This window comes from Pseudomonas sp. EggHat1 (genome assembly GCF_014892995.1).
GTDB classification, from domain to species: Bacteria; Pseudomonadota; Gammaproteobacteria; order Pseudomonadales; family Pseudomonadaceae; genus Aquipseudomonas; species Aquipseudomonas chaetocerotis.
This window is the reverse complement of record NZ_JACKQK010000001.1, coordinates 1-19,394: the sequence shown is the minus strand read 5'-3', so window position 1 is coordinate 19,394 and position 19,394 is coordinate 1. Positions and strand designations below refer to the sequence as shown.

19 protein-coding genes and 1 pseudogene are annotated in these 19,394 nt (G+C 61.9%); 12 read left to right on the top strand and 8 right to left on the bottom strand.

The window, feature by feature from the left end:
• Nucleotides 1-302 precede the first annotated feature (302 nt).
• The 3 genes from INS93_RS00095 to INS93_RS00085 all read right to left on the bottom strand — a co-directional run bounded on the left by INS93_RS00095 (nucleotide 303) and on the right by INS93_RS00085 (nucleotide 2,995).
• Entirely contained in the window at nucleotides 303-1,481 is a 1,179-nt protein-coding gene (locus tag INS93_RS00095) for an acetyl-CoA C-acetyltransferase (RefSeq protein ID WP_192979857.1), read from the bottom strand.
• Between the two features lie 146 nt (nucleotides 1,482-1,627).
• Nucleotides 1,628-2,284 (bottom strand): CoA transferase subunit B, encoded by a 657-nt coding sequence (locus tag INS93_RS00090; RefSeq protein ID WP_160018439.1) that lies wholly within the window; start codon nucleotides 2,282-2,284, stop codon nucleotides 1,628-1,630.
• Nucleotides 2,285-2,296: 12 nt separating this feature from the next.
• The gene (locus INS93_RS00085; protein ID WP_074859308.1) at nucleotides 2,297-2,995 is read right to left on the bottom strand and encodes a CoA transferase subunit A; all 699 of its coding nucleotides are present in this window, start codon (nucleotides 2,993-2,995) and stop codon (nucleotides 2,297-2,299) included.
• A gap of 119 nt (nucleotides 2,996-3,114) precedes the next feature.
• On the opposite strand from INS93_RS00085, the gene INS93_RS00080 reads away from it, so the two are divergent.
• On the top strand, nucleotides 3,115-3,999 hold the full coding sequence (locus INS93_RS00080) for a LysR family transcriptional regulator (protein ID WP_192979856.1): 885 nt from the start codon (nucleotides 3,115-3,117) through the stop codon (nucleotides 3,997-3,999).
• A gap of 25 nt (nucleotides 4,000-4,024) precedes the next feature.
• Here the strand turns inward: INS93_RS00080 and INS93_RS00075 are convergent, their stop codons facing one another.
• From INS93_RS00075 to INS93_RS00065, 3 genes are all read right to left on the bottom strand, one after another.
• Nucleotides 4,025-4,618, bottom strand: a complete 594-nt coding sequence (locus INS93_RS00075; protein ID WP_192979855.1) for a nucleotidyltransferase family protein — start codon at nucleotides 4,616-4,618, stop codon at nucleotides 4,025-4,027.
• Nucleotides 4,619-4,620: 2 nt separating this feature from the next.
• The gene (locus INS93_RS00070) at nucleotides 4,621-6,819 is read right to left on the bottom strand and encodes an OsmC domain/YcaO domain-containing protein (RefSeq protein ID WP_192979854.1); all 2,199 of its coding nucleotides are present in this window, start codon (nucleotides 6,817-6,819) and stop codon (nucleotides 4,621-4,623) included.
• Between the two features lie 129 nt (nucleotides 6,820-6,948).
• Nucleotides 6,949-7,881, bottom strand: coding sequence for a LysR family transcriptional regulator (locus tag INS93_RS00065; protein WP_160018433.1), 933 nt, complete (start codon nucleotides 7,879-7,881; stop codon nucleotides 6,949-6,951).
• 212 nt (nucleotides 7,882-8,093) lie between these two features.
• Between INS93_RS00065 and INS93_RS00060 the strand changes: the two genes are divergently transcribed.
• The 7 genes from INS93_RS00060 to INS93_RS00030 all read left to right on the top strand — a co-directional run bounded on the left by INS93_RS00060 (nucleotide 8,094) and on the right by INS93_RS00030 (nucleotide 15,631).
• Nucleotides 8,094-9,170, top strand: coding sequence for a 4-oxalomesaconate tautomerase (locus tag INS93_RS00060; protein ID WP_160018431.1), 1,077 nt, complete (start codon nucleotides 8,094-8,096; stop codon nucleotides 9,168-9,170).
• Between the two features lie 39 nt (nucleotides 9,171-9,209).
• A complete protein-coding gene (locus tag INS93_RS00055; RefSeq protein WP_192979853.1) occupies nucleotides 9,210-10,460 on the top strand; it encodes an OprD family porin in 1,251 nt (416 codons plus the stop codon).
• A gap of 40 nt (nucleotides 10,461-10,500) precedes the next feature.
• Nucleotides 10,501-11,481, top strand: a complete 981-nt coding sequence (locus INS93_RS00050; protein WP_160018427.1) for a Bug family tripartite tricarboxylate transporter substrate binding protein — start codon at nucleotides 10,501-10,503, stop codon at nucleotides 11,479-11,481.
• Nucleotides 11,482-11,533: 52 nt separating this feature from the next.
• A complete protein-coding gene (locus INS93_RS00045; RefSeq protein ID WP_192979852.1) occupies nucleotides 11,534-11,986 on the top strand; it encodes a tripartite tricarboxylate transporter TctB family protein in 453 nt (150 codons plus the stop codon).
• A gap of 4 nt (nucleotides 11,987-11,990) precedes the next feature.
• Entirely contained in the window at nucleotides 11,991-13,505 is a 1,515-nt protein-coding gene (locus tag INS93_RS00040; RefSeq protein ID WP_192979851.1) for a tripartite tricarboxylate transporter permease, read from the top strand.
• A gap of 14 nt (nucleotides 13,506-13,519) precedes the next feature.
• Nucleotides 13,520-14,449 (top strand): D-2-hydroxyacid dehydrogenase family protein, encoded by a 930-nt coding sequence (locus INS93_RS00035; protein ID WP_192979850.1) that lies wholly within the window; start codon nucleotides 13,520-13,522, stop codon nucleotides 14,447-14,449.
• Nucleotides 14,450-14,686: 237 nt separating this feature from the next.
• Entirely contained in the window at nucleotides 14,687-15,631 is a 945-nt protein-coding gene (locus INS93_RS00030; protein WP_192979849.1) for a LysR family transcriptional regulator, read from the top strand.
• A gap of 41 nt (nucleotides 15,632-15,672) precedes the next feature.
• On the opposite strand, the gene INS93_RS00025 is transcribed toward INS93_RS00030, so the two are convergent.
• Nucleotides 15,673-16,881: an MFS transporter gene (locus INS93_RS00025; RefSeq protein ID WP_192979848.1), complete on the bottom strand. Its 1,209-nt coding sequence runs from the start codon at nucleotides 16,879-16,881 to the stop codon at nucleotides 15,673-15,675.
• A 116-nt stretch (nucleotides 16,882-16,997) separates the two neighbouring features.
• Here INS93_RS00025 and INS93_RS24945 point away from each other — a divergent pair.
• A pseudogene (locus INS93_RS24945) lies at nucleotides 16,998-17,221 on the top strand (hypothetical protein); the annotation flags it as partial.
• Nucleotides 17,222-17,277: 56 nt separating this feature from the next.
• Here INS93_RS24945 and INS93_RS00020 read toward each other — a convergent pair.
• Nucleotides 17,278-17,427, bottom strand: a complete 150-nt coding sequence (locus INS93_RS00020) for a TetR family transcriptional regulator (RefSeq protein WP_420707249.1) — start codon at nucleotides 17,425-17,427, stop codon at nucleotides 17,278-17,280.
• Nucleotides 17,428-18,020: 593 nt separating this feature from the next.
• Between INS93_RS00020 and INS93_RS00015 the strand changes: the two genes are divergently transcribed.
• From INS93_RS00015 to INS93_RS00005, 3 genes are all read left to right on the top strand, one after another.
• Complete coding sequence (locus INS93_RS00015; protein WP_072423782.1) at nucleotides 18,021-18,323, top strand: ArsR/SmtB family transcription factor; 303 nt, start codon at nucleotides 18,021-18,023, stop codon at nucleotides 18,321-18,323.
• A 153-nt stretch (nucleotides 18,324-18,476) separates the two neighbouring features.
• Entirely contained in the window at nucleotides 18,477-19,004 is a 528-nt protein-coding gene (locus INS93_RS00010; RefSeq protein WP_192979847.1) for a hypothetical protein, read from the top strand.
• Between the two features lie 73 nt (nucleotides 19,005-19,077).
• Nucleotides 19,078-19,394 (top strand): alcohol dehydrogenase catalytic domain-containing protein (locus INS93_RS00005; RefSeq protein WP_192979846.1); only part of this gene is annotated, 317 nt, incomplete at its 3' end.

Genomic DNA, 19,394 nt, shown 5'->3' with positions numbered 1-19,394 from the left:
CGACCGTTCTTCGCCTGTTTTTGCCTTGCATGCCTCTAGCTCGCGAGGCTTTGAACATGTTCTGGGGCTTTACCAGGCATTCGAGGTTGGCTTTGCCTGGGCGTTGCAGTGGATATGACAAAGCTCGGCCGAGGCCGAGCTGGTTGGTGTAGCCCGGATGCAATCCGGGAGGTCCATGTCAGGTTTCCCCGGATTGCATCCGGGCTACGGTGCTCTGGTTTCTCAAGCTGGCCTGCAGGGTGGATGTCGCTTTTTACATCCACCACAGCGGTGGATCGGTGAAGCGCGATCCACCCTACGGCTCAGCGCTCGATGGCCAGCGCCACACCCTGACCACCACCAATGCACAGCGTGGCCAGGCCTTTCTTGGCGTCGCGGCGGATCATCTCGTGCAGCAGGCTCACCAGCACGCGGCAGCCCGAGGCGCCGATGGGGTGGCCGAGGGCAATGGCACCGCCGTTGACGTTGACTTTGTCGGCATCCCAGCCCAGTTCCTGGCCGACCGACAGCGCCTGGGCTGCGAAGGCTTCGTTGGCTTCGATCAGGTCCAGATCGGCCAGGCTCCAGCCGGCCTTGTCCAGGCAGCGGCGGGTGGCGGATACCGGGGCGATGCCCATGATCGCCGGGTCGACACCGGCGTTGGCATAGCCGGCAATCTTCGCCAGCACTGGCAGGCCCAACGACTGCGCCTTGGCCGCGCTCATCAGCATCACGGCAGCGGCGCCATCGTTGAGGCTGGAGGCGTTGCCGGCGGTAACGCTGCCGTCTTTCTTGAATGCGGGTTTGAGCTTGGCCAGGGATTCGGCGGTGGTGCCGGCACGCGGCTGCTCGTCACGGGCGAAGGCGACGGGGTCGCCCTTGCGCTGCGGGATCAGCACTGGAGTGATCTCGGCATCGAAACGCCCAGCCTCGATGGCCGCCACGGCCTTCTGTTGCGAAGCGGCGGAGAAGGCGTCCTGGGCTTCACGGCTGATGCCGTATTTCTCCACCAGATTCTCGGCGGTGATACCCATGTGGTAATCGTTGAAGGCGTCCCACAGGCCGTCGACGATCATGCTGTCGAGCATCTGCGCGTGACCCATGCGCAGGCCGGTGCGGGCTTTGGGCAGCACATAGGGCGACAGGCTCATGTTCTCCATGCCGCCAGCGATGATGACCTGGGCATCGCCACAGCGGATGGCCTGGGCGGCCAGGTGCAGGGCTTTGAGGCCCGAGCCACAGACCTTGTTAAGTGTCATGGCTGGCACGGCATGGGGCAGGCCGGCGCGGATGGCAGCCTGGCGCGCGGGGTTCTGGCCGGAGCCTGCGGTAAGTACCTGGCCGAGGATCACTTCATCGACCTGGGCGCCGTCGAGGCCGGTCTGTTCCAGCAGGCGTTTGATGACGATGGCGCCGAGCTCCGGCGCGGGAATATCGGCCAGGCTGCCCTGGAAGCTGCCGATGGCGGTGCGGGTGGCGGCAACGATGACGACGTCTTGCATGGGGAGTCCTCTTGGCTGATGGGCCGCGTATTGTGGGAGGGGCTTTAGCCGCGACGAGAAAGGCTCGCCGCTAAAGCGCCTCCCACAATGCAGAAAAACGTTCCGTAGGCGCCGTGCGTGGTGGCGCCTACAGAACGGTAGACAACTTAGAAGCTCATTTCCGGCACGTGTTCGGGGACGATCAGTTTACCGGCGGTCTTGGCGACGATTTCCTCGATGCTCACCCCCGGCGCGCGCTCGCGCAGAATGAAGGCGTCGTTCTCGATTTCCAGGTAGGCCAGGTCGGTCAGCACCTTGCGGATGCAGCCGCAGCCGGTCAGCGGCAGGCTGCAGTGCTCCAGCAGCTTGGATTCGCCGTCCTTGGAGGCGTGGGTCATGGTGACGATGATGTTGTCGGCGCCGGCCACCAGGTCCATGGCGCCGCCCATGCCCTTGACCAGCTTGCCGGGGATCATCCACGAGGCGATGTTGCCGCGTACGTCCACTTCGAAAGCACCGAGCACGGTCAGGTCGACATGGCCGCCACGGATCATGGCGAAGGACTGGGCCGAGTCGAAGATCGCTGCGCCCTTGATCGCGGTAACGGTCTGCTTGCCGGCGTTGATCATGTCGGCGTCCACTTCGTCTTCAGTGGGGAAGGCGCCCATGCCGAGCAGGCCGTTTTCCGACTGCAGCATCACCTGCATGCCCTCGGGCACGTAGTTGGCCACCAGGGTGGGGATGCCGATCCCGAGGTTGACGTAGAAGCCGTCCTGCAATTCACGGGCGACGCGCTGAGCCATTTGTTCACGGGTAAGAGCCATGCTGGTATCTCCTCAGGCGCGCAGCGTGCGTTTTTCGATGCGTTTCTCGAAGCTGCCGCAGATCAACCGGTCGACGTAGATGCCGGGCGTGTGAATCTGCGTCGGGTCGAGTTCACCGGGTTCGACGATCTCTTCCACTTCGACCACGGTGATGCGCCCGGCGGTGGCGACTACCGGATTGAAATTCTGCGCGGTGTGGCGGTAGACCACATTGCCGAAATGGTCGGCCTTCCAGCCTTTGACGATGGCGAAATCGCCGGTGATGGCGGGTTCGAGGATGTAGTGGCGGCCGTTGATCTCGCGCGCCTCCTTGCCCTCGGCGACCGGGGTACCGTAGCCAGTGGCGGTGAAGAAGGCGGGGATGCCGGCGCCGCCGGCGCGCAGCTTCTCGGCCAGGGTACCTTGCGGAGTGAGTTCAACTTCCAGCTCGCCGGAGAGCAGTTGCTGCTCGAACAGGGCGTTCTCGCCGACATAGGAGGCAATCATCTTGCGGATCTGCCGATCTTCCAGCAGCACGCCGAGGCCGAAACCATCGACCCCGCAGTTGTTGGACACCACGGTGAGGTCGCGCACACCACGGCGGCGGATCTCTGCAATCAGATTCTCGGGGATGCCGCACAGGCCGAAGCCGCCGGCCAGTACGGTCATGCCGTCCTGCAGGCCGTCCAGGGCTTCTGCATAGCTGCCGACGCGTTTGTCGAGTCCGCTCATTCGAGGCTGCCTCTTGTTGTTGTGGGGCAGGAGCACTGCCAGGCTGTGGTCAAGCTTCTGCGCTATGAGCTTATTTGTTAAGTTTGTTTTTCCTCTTGATTGATCAGGTAAATAAATCAATGACCGTCAAGCAGCTACGCGCCTTTCTCGCCGTGGCACAGAGCCTGAGCTTCGCCCAGGCCTGCGAGCGCCTGCATCTGTCGCAACCGGCACTGAGCCTGGCGATCAAGAATCTGGAGCAATCGCTCGGTGGCCAGTTGCTGGTGCGCACCACCCGCAGTGTGGCGCTGACGCCAGAGGGCGAGACGTTATTGCCTATTGCCGTGCGGCTGCTGGCCGACTGGGACAACGCCGAGGACCTGTTGCACCAGCACTTCACCCTGCAGATGGGCAAGGTGGCAGTGGCCGCCATGCCATCGTTCGCCGGCAACCGCCTGCCAGCGGCGCTGCGCGTGTTTCGCGATGCCTACCCACGGGTCAACGTGACGGTACATGACGTGATCAACGAACAGGTGATGGAAATGGTGCGCGATGGCCGCGTCGAGCTCGGCATCGCCTTCGAGCCGGCGACCCTCGACGGTCTGCAGTTCACGCCGCTGTACGATGATCGTTTCGTGGCCGTGGTGCCGGCGACCAGCGAGCTGGCCGGGCAGTCGGCGCTGACCTGGACGCAGTTGCTGGAGCAGCCCTTCATCACCCTGCAGCGCCCTTCGGCGGTACGCCTGCTGCTGGAAGACAGCGTGATCTCCAGCCACGGCAAGCTGCCGGTGGCGTTCGAGAGTCATCAGTTGGTCACGGTCGGACGTATGGTCGCCGAAGGCCTCGGCGTCAGCGCCGTGCCGCAGCTGTGCCTGCAGCAGATGGAAGAGCTGGGGGCTCGTTGTCTGCCGCTGAGCGAGCCGCAGGTGTCGCGTAGGGTGGGCTTGCTGCACCAGGCCGGGCATCAGCTGTCCAGCGCGGCGCAGGCGCTGAGTGAGGTGCTGTTGCGCCAGACCGGGCGGTAAGGCGGGTGAAACCCGCCATGGGGCGCTATGGTCGAGCCAGGTCTTCCGGGGTATCGATATCCTGCAGCACGCCGGGGTCAGCCAGCTCGACGATATGCACCGCTTCAGCGTTCTGTTGAAGCACGGTCCTGGCTCCTGCATCGCCGCTCAGCGCCGCCAGCTGCGGCCAGAAATCACGGCCGAACAGCACCGGGTGGCCGCGTTTGCCCTGGTAGCTGGGCATTACGATTTTTTCTGCGCTGGCGTAGGCGAGCAGGGCTTCCAGGCTGTTCCGGCGAATAAGCGGCATATCGGCGAGAAAGATCGCCACCGCGTCAGCGCTCGATTCGGCGAGCAGACACTCGGCCCCTGCGGCCAGACTATGGCCCATGCCTTGCGCCGTCGCTGGATGCTGGACGATCCTGATGCCTGCGGATAATCCCAACTCAGCGCCTGTCTCGTCCGGGCGCAGCACCAGCCAGACCTCTTCGAGCATCGAACAGGGCAGTGCCAGGCTGGCCGCCAGCAGCGAGCGACCGTCGTCGAGCACGAGACGGCGCTTGTCGGCGCCGAAGCGGCGGCTGTAGCCAGCGGCGAGCATCAGCGCTGCTACGCCTTGTGCTGGGCACTCGCTGGCCATGCTCAGCCGGCCAGACCCGCTGCTTTGGCGCGGGCAGCGTGGAGTTTCTTGTAGCTGTCGATCAGGCGCAGGTGCTTGTCCAGCCCTTCCAGTTTCATGCTGGTCGGCGTCAGGCCATGGAAGCGCACGCTGCCGTCTACCGAGCCAATCACTGCGTCCATGCGCTCGCTGCCGAACATGCGTCGCAGGTTGTGCTCGTAGTTGGCCAGCTCCAGTTCATCGTCCAGCTGGATCTCCAGCACCGCATTGACCGCCTGGTAGAACAGGCCGCGCTCGACGGTGTTGTCGTTGTACTGCAGGAAGGCCTCGACCAACTCCTTGGCGTCGTCGTATTTCTTCAGCGCCAGATTGATCAACAGCTTCAGCTCGAGGATGGTCAGCTGGCCCCACACCGTGTTGTCGTCGAACTCGACGCCGATCAGCGTGGTGATGTCGGTGTAGTCGTCGACTTCGGTGTTGCTGAGGTTGCGCAGCAGCGACTTGAGCTCGCGGTCGCTGAGGGCGTGCAGGTTGAGGATGTCCTTGCGAAACAGCAGCGCCTTGTTGGTGTTGTCCCAGATCAGGTCCTCGACCGGATAGATCTCCGAGTAGCCCGGCACCAGAATGCGGCAGGCGTTGGCGCCGAGGTCGTCGTAGGTGGCCACGTAGACTTCCTTGCCCATGTCCTCGAGGATGCCGAACAGGGTGGCGGCTTCCTGCTCGTTGGAGTCGGCACCTTCGCCGGAGAAGTCCCACTCGACGAATTCGAAGTCCGGCGTGGCGCCGAAGAAGCGCCAGGACACCACGCCGCTGGAGTCGATGAAGTGCTCGACGAAGTTGTTCGGCTCGGTCAGCGCCAGGCTGTCGAAGGTCGGCTGCGGCAAGTCGTTGAGTCCCTCGAAGCTGCGGCCTTGCAGCAGCTCGGTGAGGCTGCGCTCCAGCGCCACTTCCAGGCTCGGATGGGCTCCGAATGAGGCGAACACGCCGCCGGTACGTGGGTTCATCAGGGTCACGCACATCACCGGAAATTCACCGCCGAGCGAGGCGTCTTTCACCAGCACCGGGAAGCCTTGCTCCTCCAGGCCCTTAATGCCGGCGACGATGCCCGGGTACTTGGCCAGTACGTCTGGCGGCACGTCCGGCAGGCACAGCTCGCCTTCGAGGATTTCGCGTTTGACCGCGCGCTCGAAGATTTCCGACAGGCACTGCACCTGGGCCTCACTCAGGGTATTGCCGGCGCTCATGCCGTTGGACAGGTACAGGTTTTCGATCAGGTTGGAGGGGAAGTACACCGTCTCGCCATCGCTCTGACGCACGAAGGGCAGCGAGCAGATGCCGCGCACAGTGTTGCCGGAGTTGGTGTCGTACAGGTGCGAGCCGCGCAGTTCACCGTCCGGGTTGTAGATGGCCAGGCAGTGCTCGTCGAGGATTTCCTCGGGCAGCGCATCCTTCGGCCCGGGCTTGAACCAGCGTTCGTTGGGGTAGTGGACGAACTCGGCGCTGGCGATGTCCTCGCCCCAGAACTGGTCGTTGTAGAAGAAGTTGCAGTTCAGCCGCTCGATGAACTCGCCGAGGGCCGAGGCCAGGGCGCTTTCCTTGGTCGATCCCTTGCCGTTGGTGAAGCACAGGTTCGACTGCGCGTCGCGAATGTGCAGCGACCAGACGTTGGGCACGATGTTGCGCCAGGAGGCGATCTCGATCTTCATCCCAAGGTCCGCGAGGATGCCCGACATGTTGGCGATGGTCTGCTCCAGCGGCAGGTCCTTGCCCGCAATGTAGGTGGTGGTATCCGACACCGGCATCAGCAGCGCCTGGGCGTCGGCGTCGAGGTTCTCCACCTCCTCGATGATGAACTCGGGGCCCTGCTGTACCACCTTCTTCACCGTGCAGCGGTCGATGGAGCGCAGGATGCCGAGGCGATCCTTCTCGGAAATGTCCGCCGGCAGCTCGACCTGGATCTTGAAGATCTGCGCGTAGCGGTTCTCCGGGTCGACGATGTTGTTCTGCGACAGGCGAATGTTCTCGGTGGGGATGTCGCGCGTCTGGCAGTACAGCTTGACGAAGTAGGCCGCGCACAGCGCCGAAGAGGCCAGGAAATAGTCGAACGGCCCCGGCGCCGAGCCGTCGCCCTTGTAGCGGATCGGCTGATCGGCGATCACCGTGAAGTCGTCGAACTTGGCCTCAAGGCGCAGGTTGTCGAGAAAGTTGACCTTGATTTCCATGGGGCAGTACCAGCGAGCGAAACAAAATGGCCGCCATTATCCGGTTTTTCGGCGGCCTGTCTTGCTTGGCTGCTGGCGATCGAGGCGCGCCGGACCGGCGGCGAGCGCAATGCCGGCCCGAGCGACGGCTCAGCTGTCGAGTTCGGCGGTGTTGCTGGTTCCGATGGAGGTGTAGCTCGGCCATTGCCGCAGCAGGGTTTCGACGAACTGTTCCGCTGCCGGTGACAGCGAAGAGCCGCGGCGGCGAACCAGGCCCAGGGTGCGGCTGATCACCGGGTCGACCAGCGGCCGGCTGACCAGAATCGGATGGTCCTCGGCCGGCATCGCCAGGCTGGGCAGGGCGGCGATGCCCAGGCCGGCCTCGACCATGCCCAGCGATGTCGAAAGATGCTGCACCTCGTAGAACCAACTCGGGCGCCAGTCGAGGTGGGCCAGGCCGTGATCGAGCAGCACGCGGTTGCCACTGAGGCGTCCGACGCCGATCAGGCGGTAATCGCTCAGCTCGCGCCAGGCCACTTCCGGCTGCTTGGCCAGGGGATGATCGCGCCGGCAGGCGAGCACGAAAGGCTCGTTGACCAGCGGGGTGAAGTCGATTTCCGCGCTTTGTCCGCTCTGCATGTTGATGCCGAAATCCGCCTCGCCACGGATCACCGCTTCCAGCCCTTCATGGGCGCTGAGGTCGAGGATACGGATGCGGATCTTCGGGTACTGCAGGTTGAAGGCGCGGATCACCGTCGGCAGGAAGTAGAAGGCTGCCGTCGGGATGCAGGCGAGGGTGACCTGGCCGGACTGACGCTCGGCCAACTCACGGATACCGAGGATCGAACGCTCGAAGTCATCCAGCAGACGCTGCGCCTTGGGCAGAAAATCACGCCCCACGGCGGTCAGGCTGACGCGGCGCGTGGTGCGGTCCAGCAACTGGGTGCCGAGGCTTTCCTCCAGCTTCTGCATGCGACGGGTCAGTGCCGGCTGGGACAGGTGAATGGCGTTGGCGGCCTCGTGAAAGTTGCCGAACTCGGCGATTTTCACGAAAGCGCGGATGTCTTGCAGTTCGTAATTCATGCGCTTGGGTTATCAGTCTGGCGTATTTTTGTTTGCAGGTTAGCAATGAACCCTAGTCTTTCGGCTCAGGACTGGCAAGCGAGGAAATACGCACACGCATTAATGCGTTTAATGGAATAAATATCGAAATATATGCATTTTACAGAATAAATATCCGCTCCTCATAATCGACGCAAAGCAACAATCACCAGTTTTATTGCGTTGGAGGCATCATGCGGACGGTACCTTGTGTACTCATGCGAGGCGGTACTTCGAAGGGGCCGGTCTTTCTGGCCAATCACCTGCCCACGGACCCGCAGCAGCGCGACGAGGTATTGCTCAGCCTGATGGGCTCTGGCCACGAGCTGGAAATCGACGGTATCGGTGGTGGCAGCCCGCAGACCAGCAAGGTGGCGATTGTCAGCCGTTCGCCGCACCCGGATGCCGATGTCGACTACCTGTTCGTGCAGGTCATGGTCACCCAGCGCCGCGTCGACACTGCGCCCAACTGCGGCAACATGCTTTGTGCCATCGGTCCTTTCGCCATCGAGCACGGCCTGGTCAATGCCGGCTCGCCGATGACCCGGGTGCGCATCCGCAATCTCAACACCAACACCTTCGTCGATTCCGACGTGATGACCCCAGGCGGCCGCGTGCGTTATGACGGCGACACCGCCATCGACGGCGTGCCCGGCACCGCCGCGCCGATCAAGCTGACTTTCCTCAATGCCGCTGGTGGCAAGACCGGCCGTCTGCTGCCCACCGGCCGCGTGCGTGACGCGTTCGATGGTATCGAGGTGACCTGCATCGACATGGCCATGCCGATGGTGCTGATGCATGCCGAGGCACTGGGCAAGACCGGCTATGAGTCGCCTGCCGAACTGGATGCCGACAGTGCGTTTCTCCAGCGCCTGGAGCGCATTCGCCTGCAGGCCGGCCTGGCCATGGGCCTTGGCGACGTATCGCAGATGGTCATCCCCAAGCCGGTGCTGCTGGCACCTGCACGTCACGGCGGCACGCTGAGCGTGCGCTATTTCATGCCGCACAACTGCCACCGCTCGGTCGCCGCCACCGGGGCCATCGGCCTGGCCACGGCCTGTGCGCTGCCCGGCAGCGTCGCTCAGGACATCGCGCCCATCGAAGGCGAGGCGCTGGTACGCCTGGAACACCCGGGCGGGCAGATCGAGGTTTCCCTGCAGCCTGCCGCCGACGGCAACCCCGAGCACCTGCGCGCCTCGCTGGTACGCACGGCCCGTCGCCTGTTCTCGGGTGAGGTGTACATCCCCAGCCTGCGGCGCACCGGCACCTGATTTCGCCTCACTACAACCACACCCGTAGGGCCAACCACAATGACAAGAAAAAAATCCCTCAGTTGCTCCGTCGTCGGCATGACGGTCATGGCGCTGCCTGCAGTCAGTGTCCATGCCGCCGGTTTCATCGAGGACAGCAAGGCCAGCCTGGAGCTGCGCAACTTCTACCTCAACCGCGACTTTCGCGAGAATGCCGGGCAGAACAAACGTGAAGAATGGGCGCAGGGCTTCATCCTCAACCTGGAGTCCGGATACACCCAGGGCACCGTGGGTTTCGGTATCGATGCCATCGGCATGCTAGGGGTCAAGCTCGACTCCTCGCCTGATCGCAGCGGTACCGACCTGCTGCCGCGTGACAGTCGCAACCGTGCCGAGGACGACTACAGCAAGCTCGGCGTGACCGGCAAGGTGCGTTTCGCCGAAAGCCAGCTGCGCGTGGGCACCTTGCTGCCAAAGATGCCCTACCTGCAGTACAGCAATTCGCGTCTGCTGCCACAGGTGTTCGAGGGTTGGCAGGTGCAGAGCAAGGATCTCGAGCGCGCCACCTTCACCCTGGGCGAGATCGACCGTGTGGTGCAGCGCAATGTCTCCGGCTCCGACAAGCTGGCGCTGAACAACAAGAATGGCCGCTTCGGTCGCAGCCCCGAGAGCGACGAGCTGCGCTTCGCCGGGGTCGATTACGCGATCAACCCGCAGTTGCTCGCCAGCTATCACTACGCCGAACTGAGCGATGTCTATCGCCAGCATTTTCTCGGCGTGCAGCACAACCTGGCGCTGGGGCCTGGCAAGCTGAAAAGCGACCTGCGCTATTTCAACAACAGCGAAGCGGGGCAGGAGCGGGTTGGCAAGATCGACAACCAGGCCGTCAACGCGATGTTCACCTACAGCGTCGCGGGGCATTCTCTGGGGCTCGGCTACCAGAAAATGCTCGGCGATGATGCCTTTACCTATGTCAACGGTGCCACGCCTTACCTGACCAACTTCCTGCAGATCAATGATTTCGCCGGCCCGGACCAGCGTTCCTGGCAGCTGCGCTATGACTTCGACTTCGCCCGTGTAGGCGTGCAGGGACTGACCTTCATGACCCGCTATGTACGCGGTGACCAGGTCGACCTGGCGGTAGGCGAGGGGCGCGAGTGGGAACGTAATACCGATATCGCCTACGCCTTCGGCGATGGCCCGCTGAAGAATCTCAAAGTGACCTGGAGAAACGCGACTTACCGTTCGAGCTTCGTTCGTGACCTGGACGAGAATCGTCTGATCCTGAGCTATATCGTGCCGCTCTGGTAACGCATCGGCCTACATACAAGACCAATAAGAGGAACCCATCATGATCACCTGCACTATTCGCCGCATTCTGCCGCTGTCTTTCGCCGTATTGCTTGCCAGTGGCTCGGCACTGGCTGGTGAACCTTCCCGTCCGGAGTGCATTGCTCCAAGCAAGCCAGGCGGCGGCTTCGACCTGACCTGCAAGTTGGCCCAGGCCGGTTTCAAGGATGAAGGCCTGCTCAAGGCACCGATGCGCGTGACCTACATGCCTGGCGGCATCGGCGCCGTGGCCTACAACTCCATCGCCGCCAACCGCCGGGCAGAATCCGGCACCCTGGTGGCCTTCTCCGGCGCTTCGCTGCTGAACCTGGCTTTGGGTAAATACGGTCGTTTCGATGAGACCGCAGTGAAGTGGCTGGCCACCGTCGGCAACGATTACGGCACCCTGGCAGTACGTGATGACTCGCCTTACAAGAACCTCGACGATGTGGTGCAGGCGCTGAAGAAAGACCCTAAAAGCATCGTGGTTGGCGGCGGCGGCAGTGTCGGCGGTCAGGGCTGGGTGAAGATCGCCCTGCTGGCCCGCGCGGCAGGTGTCGATCCGCGCGAGCTGCGTTACGCCGCGTTCGAGGGCGGCGCCGAGCACTACATGGCGCTGATGGGCGGCCACGTGGACCTGGTCACTGGCAGCGCAAGCGAGATCCGCGCGCAGCAGGGCAACAAGATCCGCACCCTGGCGATCTTCAGCGAAGAGCGTCTGGGTGGCGATCTGGCCTCGATTCCCACCGCCCGCGAGCAGGGTTACGAGATCCAGTGGCCACTGATTCGCGGCTACTTCCTCGGCCCAGACGTGAAAGAGCAAGACGTGGCCTGGTGGCAGGAGCGCTTCGCCAAGCTTGCGGCCTCCAGCGACTTCCAGGCCTACCTGGCCGACCGCGATGTACTGCCTTACTACGTGACCGGGCCGGAGCTGGATGCGCTGGTCAAGAGTCAGGTTGCTGAGTACCGCAAGCTCGGTCGCGAATTCGGCCTGGTCGAGTAATCGAGTTCCCATGCGCCGTCCCTGACGGCGCAGCGTTCTGGAGCGCATCCACATGCATGACCGTATCTTTGCGGGGGTGACCCTGCTGCTTTGCTGCATCCTGGGATTTTTCGCCTGGGGCTACAGCGCCCCGTTTTCCTACGAGCCGGTCGGGCCCAAGGCCTTCCCGCTGCTGCTGTTACTGCTGATCGCCTTTGCCTGCCTGCAACTGCTGCTCAAGCCGGCCGGTGAGGTGCAGGGCGAAGAACCGCCCCTGAACCGCCAAGTGATGATCAAGGCGCTGGTCTTTCTCGGCCTGATGATTGGCTATGCGGTGCTGTTCGAATCGCTCGGTTTCATCCCCGCCAGCGTGCTGTTCGGCATCGGCATGGCGCGTCTGTATGGCGGCAGCTGGCTGCACAGCCTGATCAGTGGTGTGGTGTTGGCAATCGGCCTCTACCTGCTGTTCGACAAGGCGCTGGCCGTACCCCTGCCGCTTGGCATCCTTTCGACCCTGGAGAGCTGAACCCATGGATACTCTCGGTTATCTCAGCCATGGCTTCGGCGTGGCGCTTAGCCCCTACAACCTGCTTACTGCCCTGTGTGGCACCTTGATCGGCACCGTCGTTGGCCTGCTGCCAGGCCTTGGCCCTATCAACGGCGTGGCCCTGCTGATTCCCGTTGCCTTCGCGTTGGGGCTGCCGCCGGAAACCGCCTTGATCCTGCTGGCGGCGGTGTACCTGGGCTGCGAATACGGCGGCCGTATTTCCTCGATCCTGCTCAACATTCCGGGCGAAGCCTCCGCGGTGATGACCACCCTCGACGGCTACCCGCTCGCCCGCCAGGGCCAGGCCGGCGTCGCACTGTCCCTGTCGGCCTGGAGCTCGTTCATCGGCGGCCTGATCGCTACCGCTGGCGTCGTGTTGTTCGCACCGCTACTGGCCAGGTGGGCGGTGGCGTTCGGCCCCGCCGAATATTTCGTGCTGATGGTGTTCGCCATCACCTGCCTGGCCGGGATGGCCGGCAACAAACCCTTGAAAACCGCTGTCGCGGCTCTGATCGGCCTGCTGCTGTCGTGCGTGGGCATCGACGCCAACAGCGGCGTCTATCGCTTCACCTTCGGCAGCCTGGGCCTGGCCGATGGCATTCAGTTCGTGGTGCTGGTGCTGGGGCTGTTCTCGGTCAGCGAGCTGCTGGTGCTGCTCGAGCGTACCCATCATGGGCAGAAGGCGATCAAGGCCAGCGGGCGCATGCTGTTCAGCATGAAGGAGGGCGGCTTCGTGCTTGCCACCAACCTGCGCAGCGGCGTGGTCGGCTTCGTGCTCGGCGTGCTACCAGGTGCCGGGGCGACGCTGGCCAGCGCTGTTTCCTACATGAGCGAAAAGCGCATGGCGGTGAAGGACAATAAATTCGGCAACGGTGACCTGCGCGGTCTGGCCGCACCGGAAACCGCCAACAGCGCTGCAGCCTGCGGCTCCATGGTGCCGATGTTGACTCTCGGCGTACCGGGTTCGGGCACCACTGCGGTGATGCTCGGCGCCCTGACGCTGTACAACATCACGCCGGGACCGCTGTTGTTCCAGAACCAGCCGGACATCGTCTGGGGCCTGATCGCCTCGCTGTTCGTCGCCAACATCATGCTGATCATCATGAACGTGCCGATGATCAAGGTCTTCACCAAGGTGCTGGCCGTGCCTTACTGGGCATTGGTACCGGCGGTGGCGATCATCACTGCGATCGGTGTGTACGCGGTGCACGCGACCACCTTCGACCTGTACCTGATGATCGCCATCGGCCTCTTCGGTTACGTCATGCGCAAGCTGGACTTCCCGCTGTCGGCGATCCTGCTCGGTTTCATCCTCGGCGGGATGATGGAGCAGAACCTGCGTCGTGCGCTTTCCCTGTCCAGCGGTGATCTCGGTATCCTGTACGCCAGCCCGATCACCTGGGTGGTCTGGGGCCTGGTGGCGGTGATGATCGTGCTGCCATTCTGGCGCGCCTGGCGTGCGCGTCGTCAGCAGGGCCGCGCCGCCAGCGTGGCCTGATTCGGAGGGTTGGCATGCGTATCGTGATACCGGATGACTATCAGCGGGTCGTTCAACAGCTCGATTGTTTCCGCTTGTTGGAGGGCTTCGATGTCCGCCTGTATCACGACGCCGTGAGCGATCCGCAGGTGCTGGCCGAGCGCTTCGCCGATGCCGAGGCGCTGGTGCTGACCCGCGAGCGCACGCGTATCGATGCCGCGCTGCTGGCACGCTTGCCGAACTTGAAGCTGATCAGCCAGACCGGGCGAGCCGGCCCGCATCTGGATCTGGAGGCTTGCCGCGAGCGCGGCGTGACCGTAGCCGAGGGCACCGGCTCGCCGATCGCAGCGGCCGAGCTGACCTGGGCGCTGATCCTCAATGCCCGGCGGCAGTTGCGCGAGGCCATCAACGGTCTGTATGCCGGGCACTGGCAGGTCAACCTCGGCCAGCGTCTGTATGGTCAGACGCTGGGCATCTGGGGTTACGGCAAGATTGGCCAGCGTCTGGCGCGTTATGCACGAGCCTTCGACATGCGTGTCCTGGTGTGGGGCAGCGAGGCTTCGCGCCAGGCCGCCATCGCCGATGGCTACGAGGCCGCATCGACGCGCGAAGCTTTCTTCGAGCAGGCCGATGTTCTCACCCTGCACCTGCGCCTGGTGCCTGCCACCCAGCACTGTGTAGTCGCCGCTGACCTGGCGCGGATGAAGCCTGACGCGCTGTTGGTCAACACAAGTCGCGCCGAGCTTATCGCGCCGGGGGCTCTGCTTGACGCGCTGGATCTTGGCCGTCCTGGTCAGGCGGCGCTGGATGTTTTCGAGCAGGAGCCGATCCTGCAGGCCGATCATCCGCTGCTGACCCATCCGCGCGTGCTCTGTACACCGCACCTGGGCTACGTCGAAAAGCACAGCTACGAAGCCTACTTCGGCGAGGCCTTCGCCAACGTCAGGGCGTTTGCGCAAGGATGACGCCCTGAGCATCGCGGCAAGGATTCTCGAGGCAGAGTCCGAATCCTCCTCGGCGTTCTTTCACCATCGCTAGCTCTCTGTGCTCAGCATCCAGCGCTGGCCGCTCTATCGCATCAGCTCAACGCATCGATCTGCAGCGTTTCTGCAGCGTGCTCTTGAGCGAATCACCGAGTTGGATGCAGGCCTCTGCCAGGTATTTCGGTAGGATCGCACCTGGGTTCAGAAATGGAGATAGGGATGCACTCGTCCGAGCGGCTGAAGGGGATCGATGTCTTTGTGGCTGTCGCTGATTCTGGCAGTTTCAGTGCTGCTGCCGAACGCCTCAATCTCACCGGCTCCGCCGTCAGCAAGAGCGTGGCACGGCTGGAGGAGCGGTTGGGCGCGCGGCTGTTCAATCGCACCACCCGCTCGCTGGCGCTCACCGACGCCGGAGTCCTGTTCTACAGAACCTGCACATCGGTTCTGTCCGAGCTGGAAGAGGTCGAGCACGCGCTCGTCAGCGAGGAACACGAGCTCCATGGCAAGGTCCGCATAGACCTGCCGGCCTCCTACGGTCGCCTCCATGTGCTGCCGTTGATCATGGATTTTGTACGCCTGCACCCCATGCTTCAGCCGCATATCTCGTTCACCGATCGGTTCATCGATCCTGTTCACGAGAACATCGATATCGTCGTTCGCATCGGTGGCCCGGATACCTGGCCGGCCAATCTGGGGCATGAGTATTTCGGTGCGCAGCGCCTGATCTTCTGCGCTTCACCGGACTACGTGAGGCGCTTCGGCTGTCCAGAAAGACAGGATGATCTGGATAACCACCAGTGCATCGGTTACGTGCAGAGCGATGGCTTGGTTGGTCCCTGGTTCTTCAGGGGCGCACGGCCGGGAGAGATGGAGCGCCGAACCATGCAGACGCGAATTGCAGTTGGAGACGGTGAAGGGGAGGTGGCAGCGGTGCTTGCAGGTCACGGTATCGGGCAGTTACCGACCTGGCTTACGCAGCGCCACATTGAACAGGGCACGCTCGTCGAGGTGCTGCCAGACCTGGCTACGGATGGTTTGCCCATGCATTTGATCTGGCTGAAAAATCGCGAAAACGTCGCCAAGGTCAGAGCCCTTCTGGACTACCTGCGCCTTCGGCTTACGCCTTATGGAACGAGAGTCTCGACAGATACGGCGGAACACTGATCACGCCGAATCATGCTCCGCATTGATCAGAACCGACGCTTTCAGGTCGCAGGTGCCTGCTCCTGCCGGGACGCCAGCTTGTGTACCAGCGGCACCAGCATCAGAGCCATGACGGCGATAGCCGCAGCCGCATAGCCAAGATAATCGACCCCCAGATTGGCAATGGTCATGCCGCCGACAATAGCGCCAATACCGATGCCGGCATTCGCCGCCGATACGTTGGTGGTGCCCGCCAGTGCCTTGGAGTGGGAGACCGAACTCATGACGCGGACCTGGCTGACCGGATAAAGAGCGGTATTTGCAATGCCCCACAGGCCCAGCGCAGCACAGAAAATCAGGCTCACATGAGCGAACGGAACAATCGCAGTCATGCCAATCGCCAGCAGAAGCAAAAAGAGCACGCTGGCCTTGATCGGGGATATATCAATCGCCTTGCCGCCAATCCAGTTGCCGACCAGGCCGACTGCGCCGAATGCCATCAGCCACCATCCGATATTTTCCGGATGCACGCCCGCCACGCGCTCCAGGATGTCGGCCAGGTAGGTGTAAGCGGTGAACATGGCGCTGAACACGACGATGGAAAGCAGCACATTCGAAAGGAAATAGGGTTCCTTGAAAATCTTCGCTTGCTGCAGAAAATTCACCTTGGCAGTGCGGGAAACGGCAGGCATGAACGCCAGGACTGCCAGCGCCATGATCATCGATAAGCCGGCGAGCGACCAGAATGCGCCCCTCCAGCCGAGCGCATTCGACACCAGAGTGCCCAGCGGAATGCCGAGCAGCATCGCGGCAGAGATACCCAGGTAAACATTCGCGATCGCCTGGCCCGCTTTTTCGGGACCGACCAGTTGCCCTGCGGTTTCACTGGCGGTACCCCAGAAAACGGGCAACGCCAGTGCAGGCACCAGGCGCGCGACGGCGAGAAGCCAAAAGCTCTCCGATACCGCCGCAAGCGCGTTCGATGCGGCGAAAATCAGCAGAATGGCCACGAACAGCTTCTTCCGATCAAGATGAGACAGCATTGCTGTCAGCGGTGGGCCGAAAATCATCACTGTGAAGGCAAAAAGAGTCACCAGTTGGCCTGCCATGGAGATGGAAATGTCCAGGTCTCGGGCAAGAGCAGGCAGGAGGCCGACGATCAGAAATTCAGTGGTGACGATGAGAAAAGCGGAAAATGCCAGGATGGCGACGCTAAGGCCGGCGCCTCGTTGCGAGCCGACAGAGTGAGAGGCTGATTCATGAACAGACATGGGCGGAGCTCCGATAAGAACGGCCGCGAGTCTATTGATTATTTATGTTCTTATTTTTGGCATTTATTCATTTTATTAATGAATAAATTTCGCTAATTGGTAGTGGCAACTGAGCGCTGGCCAGGACAACCATCCGCCTGCCGAAAGGGCAGGCCGCCCATTCCTCGCGACACACCACCGCCGGCCCCTTCATCCACAACGGCGGCAACATCCTCACCCTGCAGGACATCCTGGGTTACTCCAGCCTGGTCATGCTCAGGCGCCGGAGCATCTGGCCGAGGCGGTGAGGCTGAATCCTGGCGCGGAGATATCTGCCCGGTTTGGCGTGGAACCCTGTTGAATCCTCTTCGGATGCGGGCAAGATTTCCTCCATGACTCAACCCTTGGCGAGCCGATTCAGTCCAGCCTCAGTCTCGTCAGACCTGCGGCAGCGGTCAGGTCGCCCATCGAGCTGTCCGCATAGCCCTTCGCCGCGAAAGCCTCGCGCGCCGCTTTGATCAGTTTGTTGCGCGTTTCCACGATCATCGCTGCACGCTTCTGCGCCATCGAAATTCGTCCTCAAGCAATTTGCGTGCGATGCGTATGAGTCAATTGGCATGCGCCGCGTACGTTGTATTCTGATTCGCATACGTGTTGCATGCAGTTGCATTGGGGCTGCTTTCATCCATGCAGGCGCAGGTACCTGCAGACAAAACAGGAGATGGCGCCATGGACGAGCAGCGTCACCATCAAATCTTCGCTTCTATCAGATACCAGGCCAATGCCACTGATGCTGTGGCGGGTGAGAAAGGGCAGGGCGGCGAGGGCATGTCGCGTGCCATGTTCGCAGCTATAGGCTATCAATGGCCGATGCTCCCGGACCTGCTGCGCCTGGTATTGTGCTCGATGACGCGCGTACCGGTAGTGCCGCACCGGGCGAGATGGCCCGATCAGCAGGTACGACGTTCGCAGGTGTCGTGCCCCTCCTGCCGCGTCCCCCGTGCTAGCGAGCGTGCTCTGTTCTACGGGTGACTATCCTGAGCGATGATCTGATAGCAGAGGTAAGCGTCGGTGAGCTGACCGCAGCCCTTGGATTCAATGTCCGATGAACGGTTGACCATTGCATTGACATATCGGTAAATGTCGATATTATTGCCCCCATGGAACTGATCAATGTATTCAAAGCCCTTTCGAACCCTACACGCCTTGGAATCCTCAAGGGGTTGAAGGATCCGGTGAAGAACTTTCCTCCCCAAGATGAAGGGGACGTTCATACCGTGGGCGTCTGCGTAAGCAGTATTCAGGAAGGTGTTGGTCTGTCGCAGTCGACGGTGTCGGATTACCTTGCGACGCTGCAACGAGTCGGCCTGGTAGAAGTTCGTCGTATCGGGCAGTGGACCTACTACAAGCGCAATGAAGCCAATATCCGTGCTCTGGCTGAGCTCATAGGCAAAGAGCTGTAATTTTTTAACTTAATGTATCGATAATTCTCGATATCCCTTTTTACCGAAGCGAGGATTCACGATGGAGAGACCTTAGGCGCGACCGTGCATTTTTTTTAATCATATATATCGAAAATTCTCTATATCCCTTTTTCCAGAAACGAGGAACCAAAAATGAAAGCGCAAACTTTTTTGAAGAACGTACTTACAGCTGTAATTCTGGCCCATGTGGCTTCATCTGCACTCGCTGTAACTCCTTCTAACCCGCAGCCGTTGCAAAGCGCTACGACCGGCCAGCAAGTAACCACCGACCATCTGGATGTTTCAGAAAATGGTTTCGACCGCACGCCTCTCGGCGAACGTATTGCTGAAGACGGTTTCGACCGCACGCCTCTCGGCGAACGTATTGCTGAAGACGGTTTCGACCGCACGCCTCTCGGCGAGCGCATTGCTGMAGACGGTTTCGACCGYACGCCTCTCGGCGAACGCATTGCTGCAGACGGTTTCGACCGTACGCCTCTCGGYGAACGCATTGCTGCAGACGGTTTCGACCGTACGCCTCTCGGCCAACGCATTGCTGAAGGTGGTTTCGACCGCACCCCTCTCGGCSAACGCATTGCTGAAGGTGGTTTCAGCCGCACGCCACTGGGCCAACGACTGGCGGTAACCGACAGCGAGCGCGCAGGGCGCGTTCATGCCTAACGTGAATAGTTAATTTACGCACTTATATATCGAAAATTCTCTATATCCCTTTTTGCAGAAGTGAGGATCCACAATGAAAGCGCAAGTACTCAAATCCTTTGGCGGCCCGAACGCGTTCGAACTGAGCGAAGTGGCCAAACCCGTACCGCAGGCAGGACAGGTGCTGGTGCGGGTTCACGCAACCTCCATCAACCCGCTGGATTACCAGGTACGCCGGGGCGACTACGTTGATTACGTCCCTCTCCCCGCCATTACCGGGCATGACGTATCCGGCGTCGTCGAAGCTGTAGGCCCGGGTGTGACGAGCTTCGTGCCAGGTGACGAAGTCTGGTACACCACGCAGATTTTCGAAGGCGATGGCAGCTATGCCGAGTACCACGTTGCATCCGA

Coding starts and splice junctions, on each gene's coding strand:
- INS93_RS00065 (WP_160018433.1), bottom strand. CDS start 7,881: ATGAATTACGAACTGCAAGACATCCGCGCTTTCGTGAAAATCGCCGAG.
- INS93_RS00080 (WP_192979856.1), top strand. CDS start 3,115: ATGACCGTCAAGCAGCTACGCGCCTTTCTCGCCGTGGCACAGAGCCTG.
- INS93_RS00030 (WP_192979849.1), top strand. CDS start 14,687: ATGCACTCGTCCGAGCGGCTGAAGGGGATCGATGTCTTTGTGGCTGTC.
- INS93_RS00025 (WP_192979848.1), bottom strand. CDS start 16,881: ATGTCTGTTCATGAATCAGCCTCTCACTCTGTCGGCTCGCAACGAGGC.
- INS93_RS00040 (WP_192979851.1), top strand. CDS start 11,991: ATGGATACTCTCGGTTATCTCAGCCATGGCTTCGGCGTGGCGCTTAGC.
- INS93_RS00090 (WP_160018439.1), bottom strand. CDS start 2,284: ATGGCTCTTACCCGTGAACAAATGGCTCAGCGCGTCGCCCGTGAATTG.
- INS93_RS00015 (WP_072423782.1), top strand. CDS start 18,021: ATGGAACTGATCAATGTATTCAAAGCCCTTTCGAACCCTACACGCCTT.
- INS93_RS00035 (WP_192979850.1), top strand. CDS start 13,520: ATGCGTATCGTGATACCGGATGACTATCAGCGGGTCGTTCAACAGCTC.
- INS93_RS00070 (WP_192979854.1), bottom strand. CDS start 6,819: ATGGAAATCAAGGTCAACTTTCTCGACAACCTGCGCCTTGAGGCCAAG.
- INS93_RS00060 (WP_160018431.1), top strand. CDS start 8,094: ATGCGGACGGTACCTTGTGTACTCATGCGAGGCGGTACTTCGAAGGGG.
- INS93_RS00095 (WP_192979857.1), bottom strand. CDS start 1,481: ATGCAAGACGTCGTCATCGTTGCCGCCACCCGCACCGCCATCGGCAGC.
- INS93_RS00050 (WP_160018427.1), top strand. CDS start 10,501: ATGATCACCTGCACTATTCGCCGCATTCTGCCGCTGTCTTTCGCCGTA.
- INS93_RS00085 (WP_074859308.1), bottom strand. CDS start 2,995: ATGAGCGGACTCGACAAACGCGTCGGCAGCTATGCAGAAGCCCTGGAC.
- INS93_RS00045 (WP_192979852.1), top strand. CDS start 11,534: ATGCATGACCGTATCTTTGCGGGGGTGACCCTGCTGCTTTGCTGCATC.
- INS93_RS00055 (WP_192979853.1), top strand. CDS start 9,210: ATGACAAGAAAAAAATCCCTCAGTTGCTCCGTCGTCGGCATGACGGTC.
- INS93_RS00020 (WP_420707249.1), bottom strand. CDS start 17,427: ATGGCGCAGAAGCGTGCAGCGATGATCGTGGAAACGCGCAACAAACTG.
- INS93_RS00075 (WP_192979855.1), bottom strand. CDS start 4,618: ATGGCCAGCGAGTGCCCAGCACAAGGCGTAGCAGCGCTGATGCTCGCC.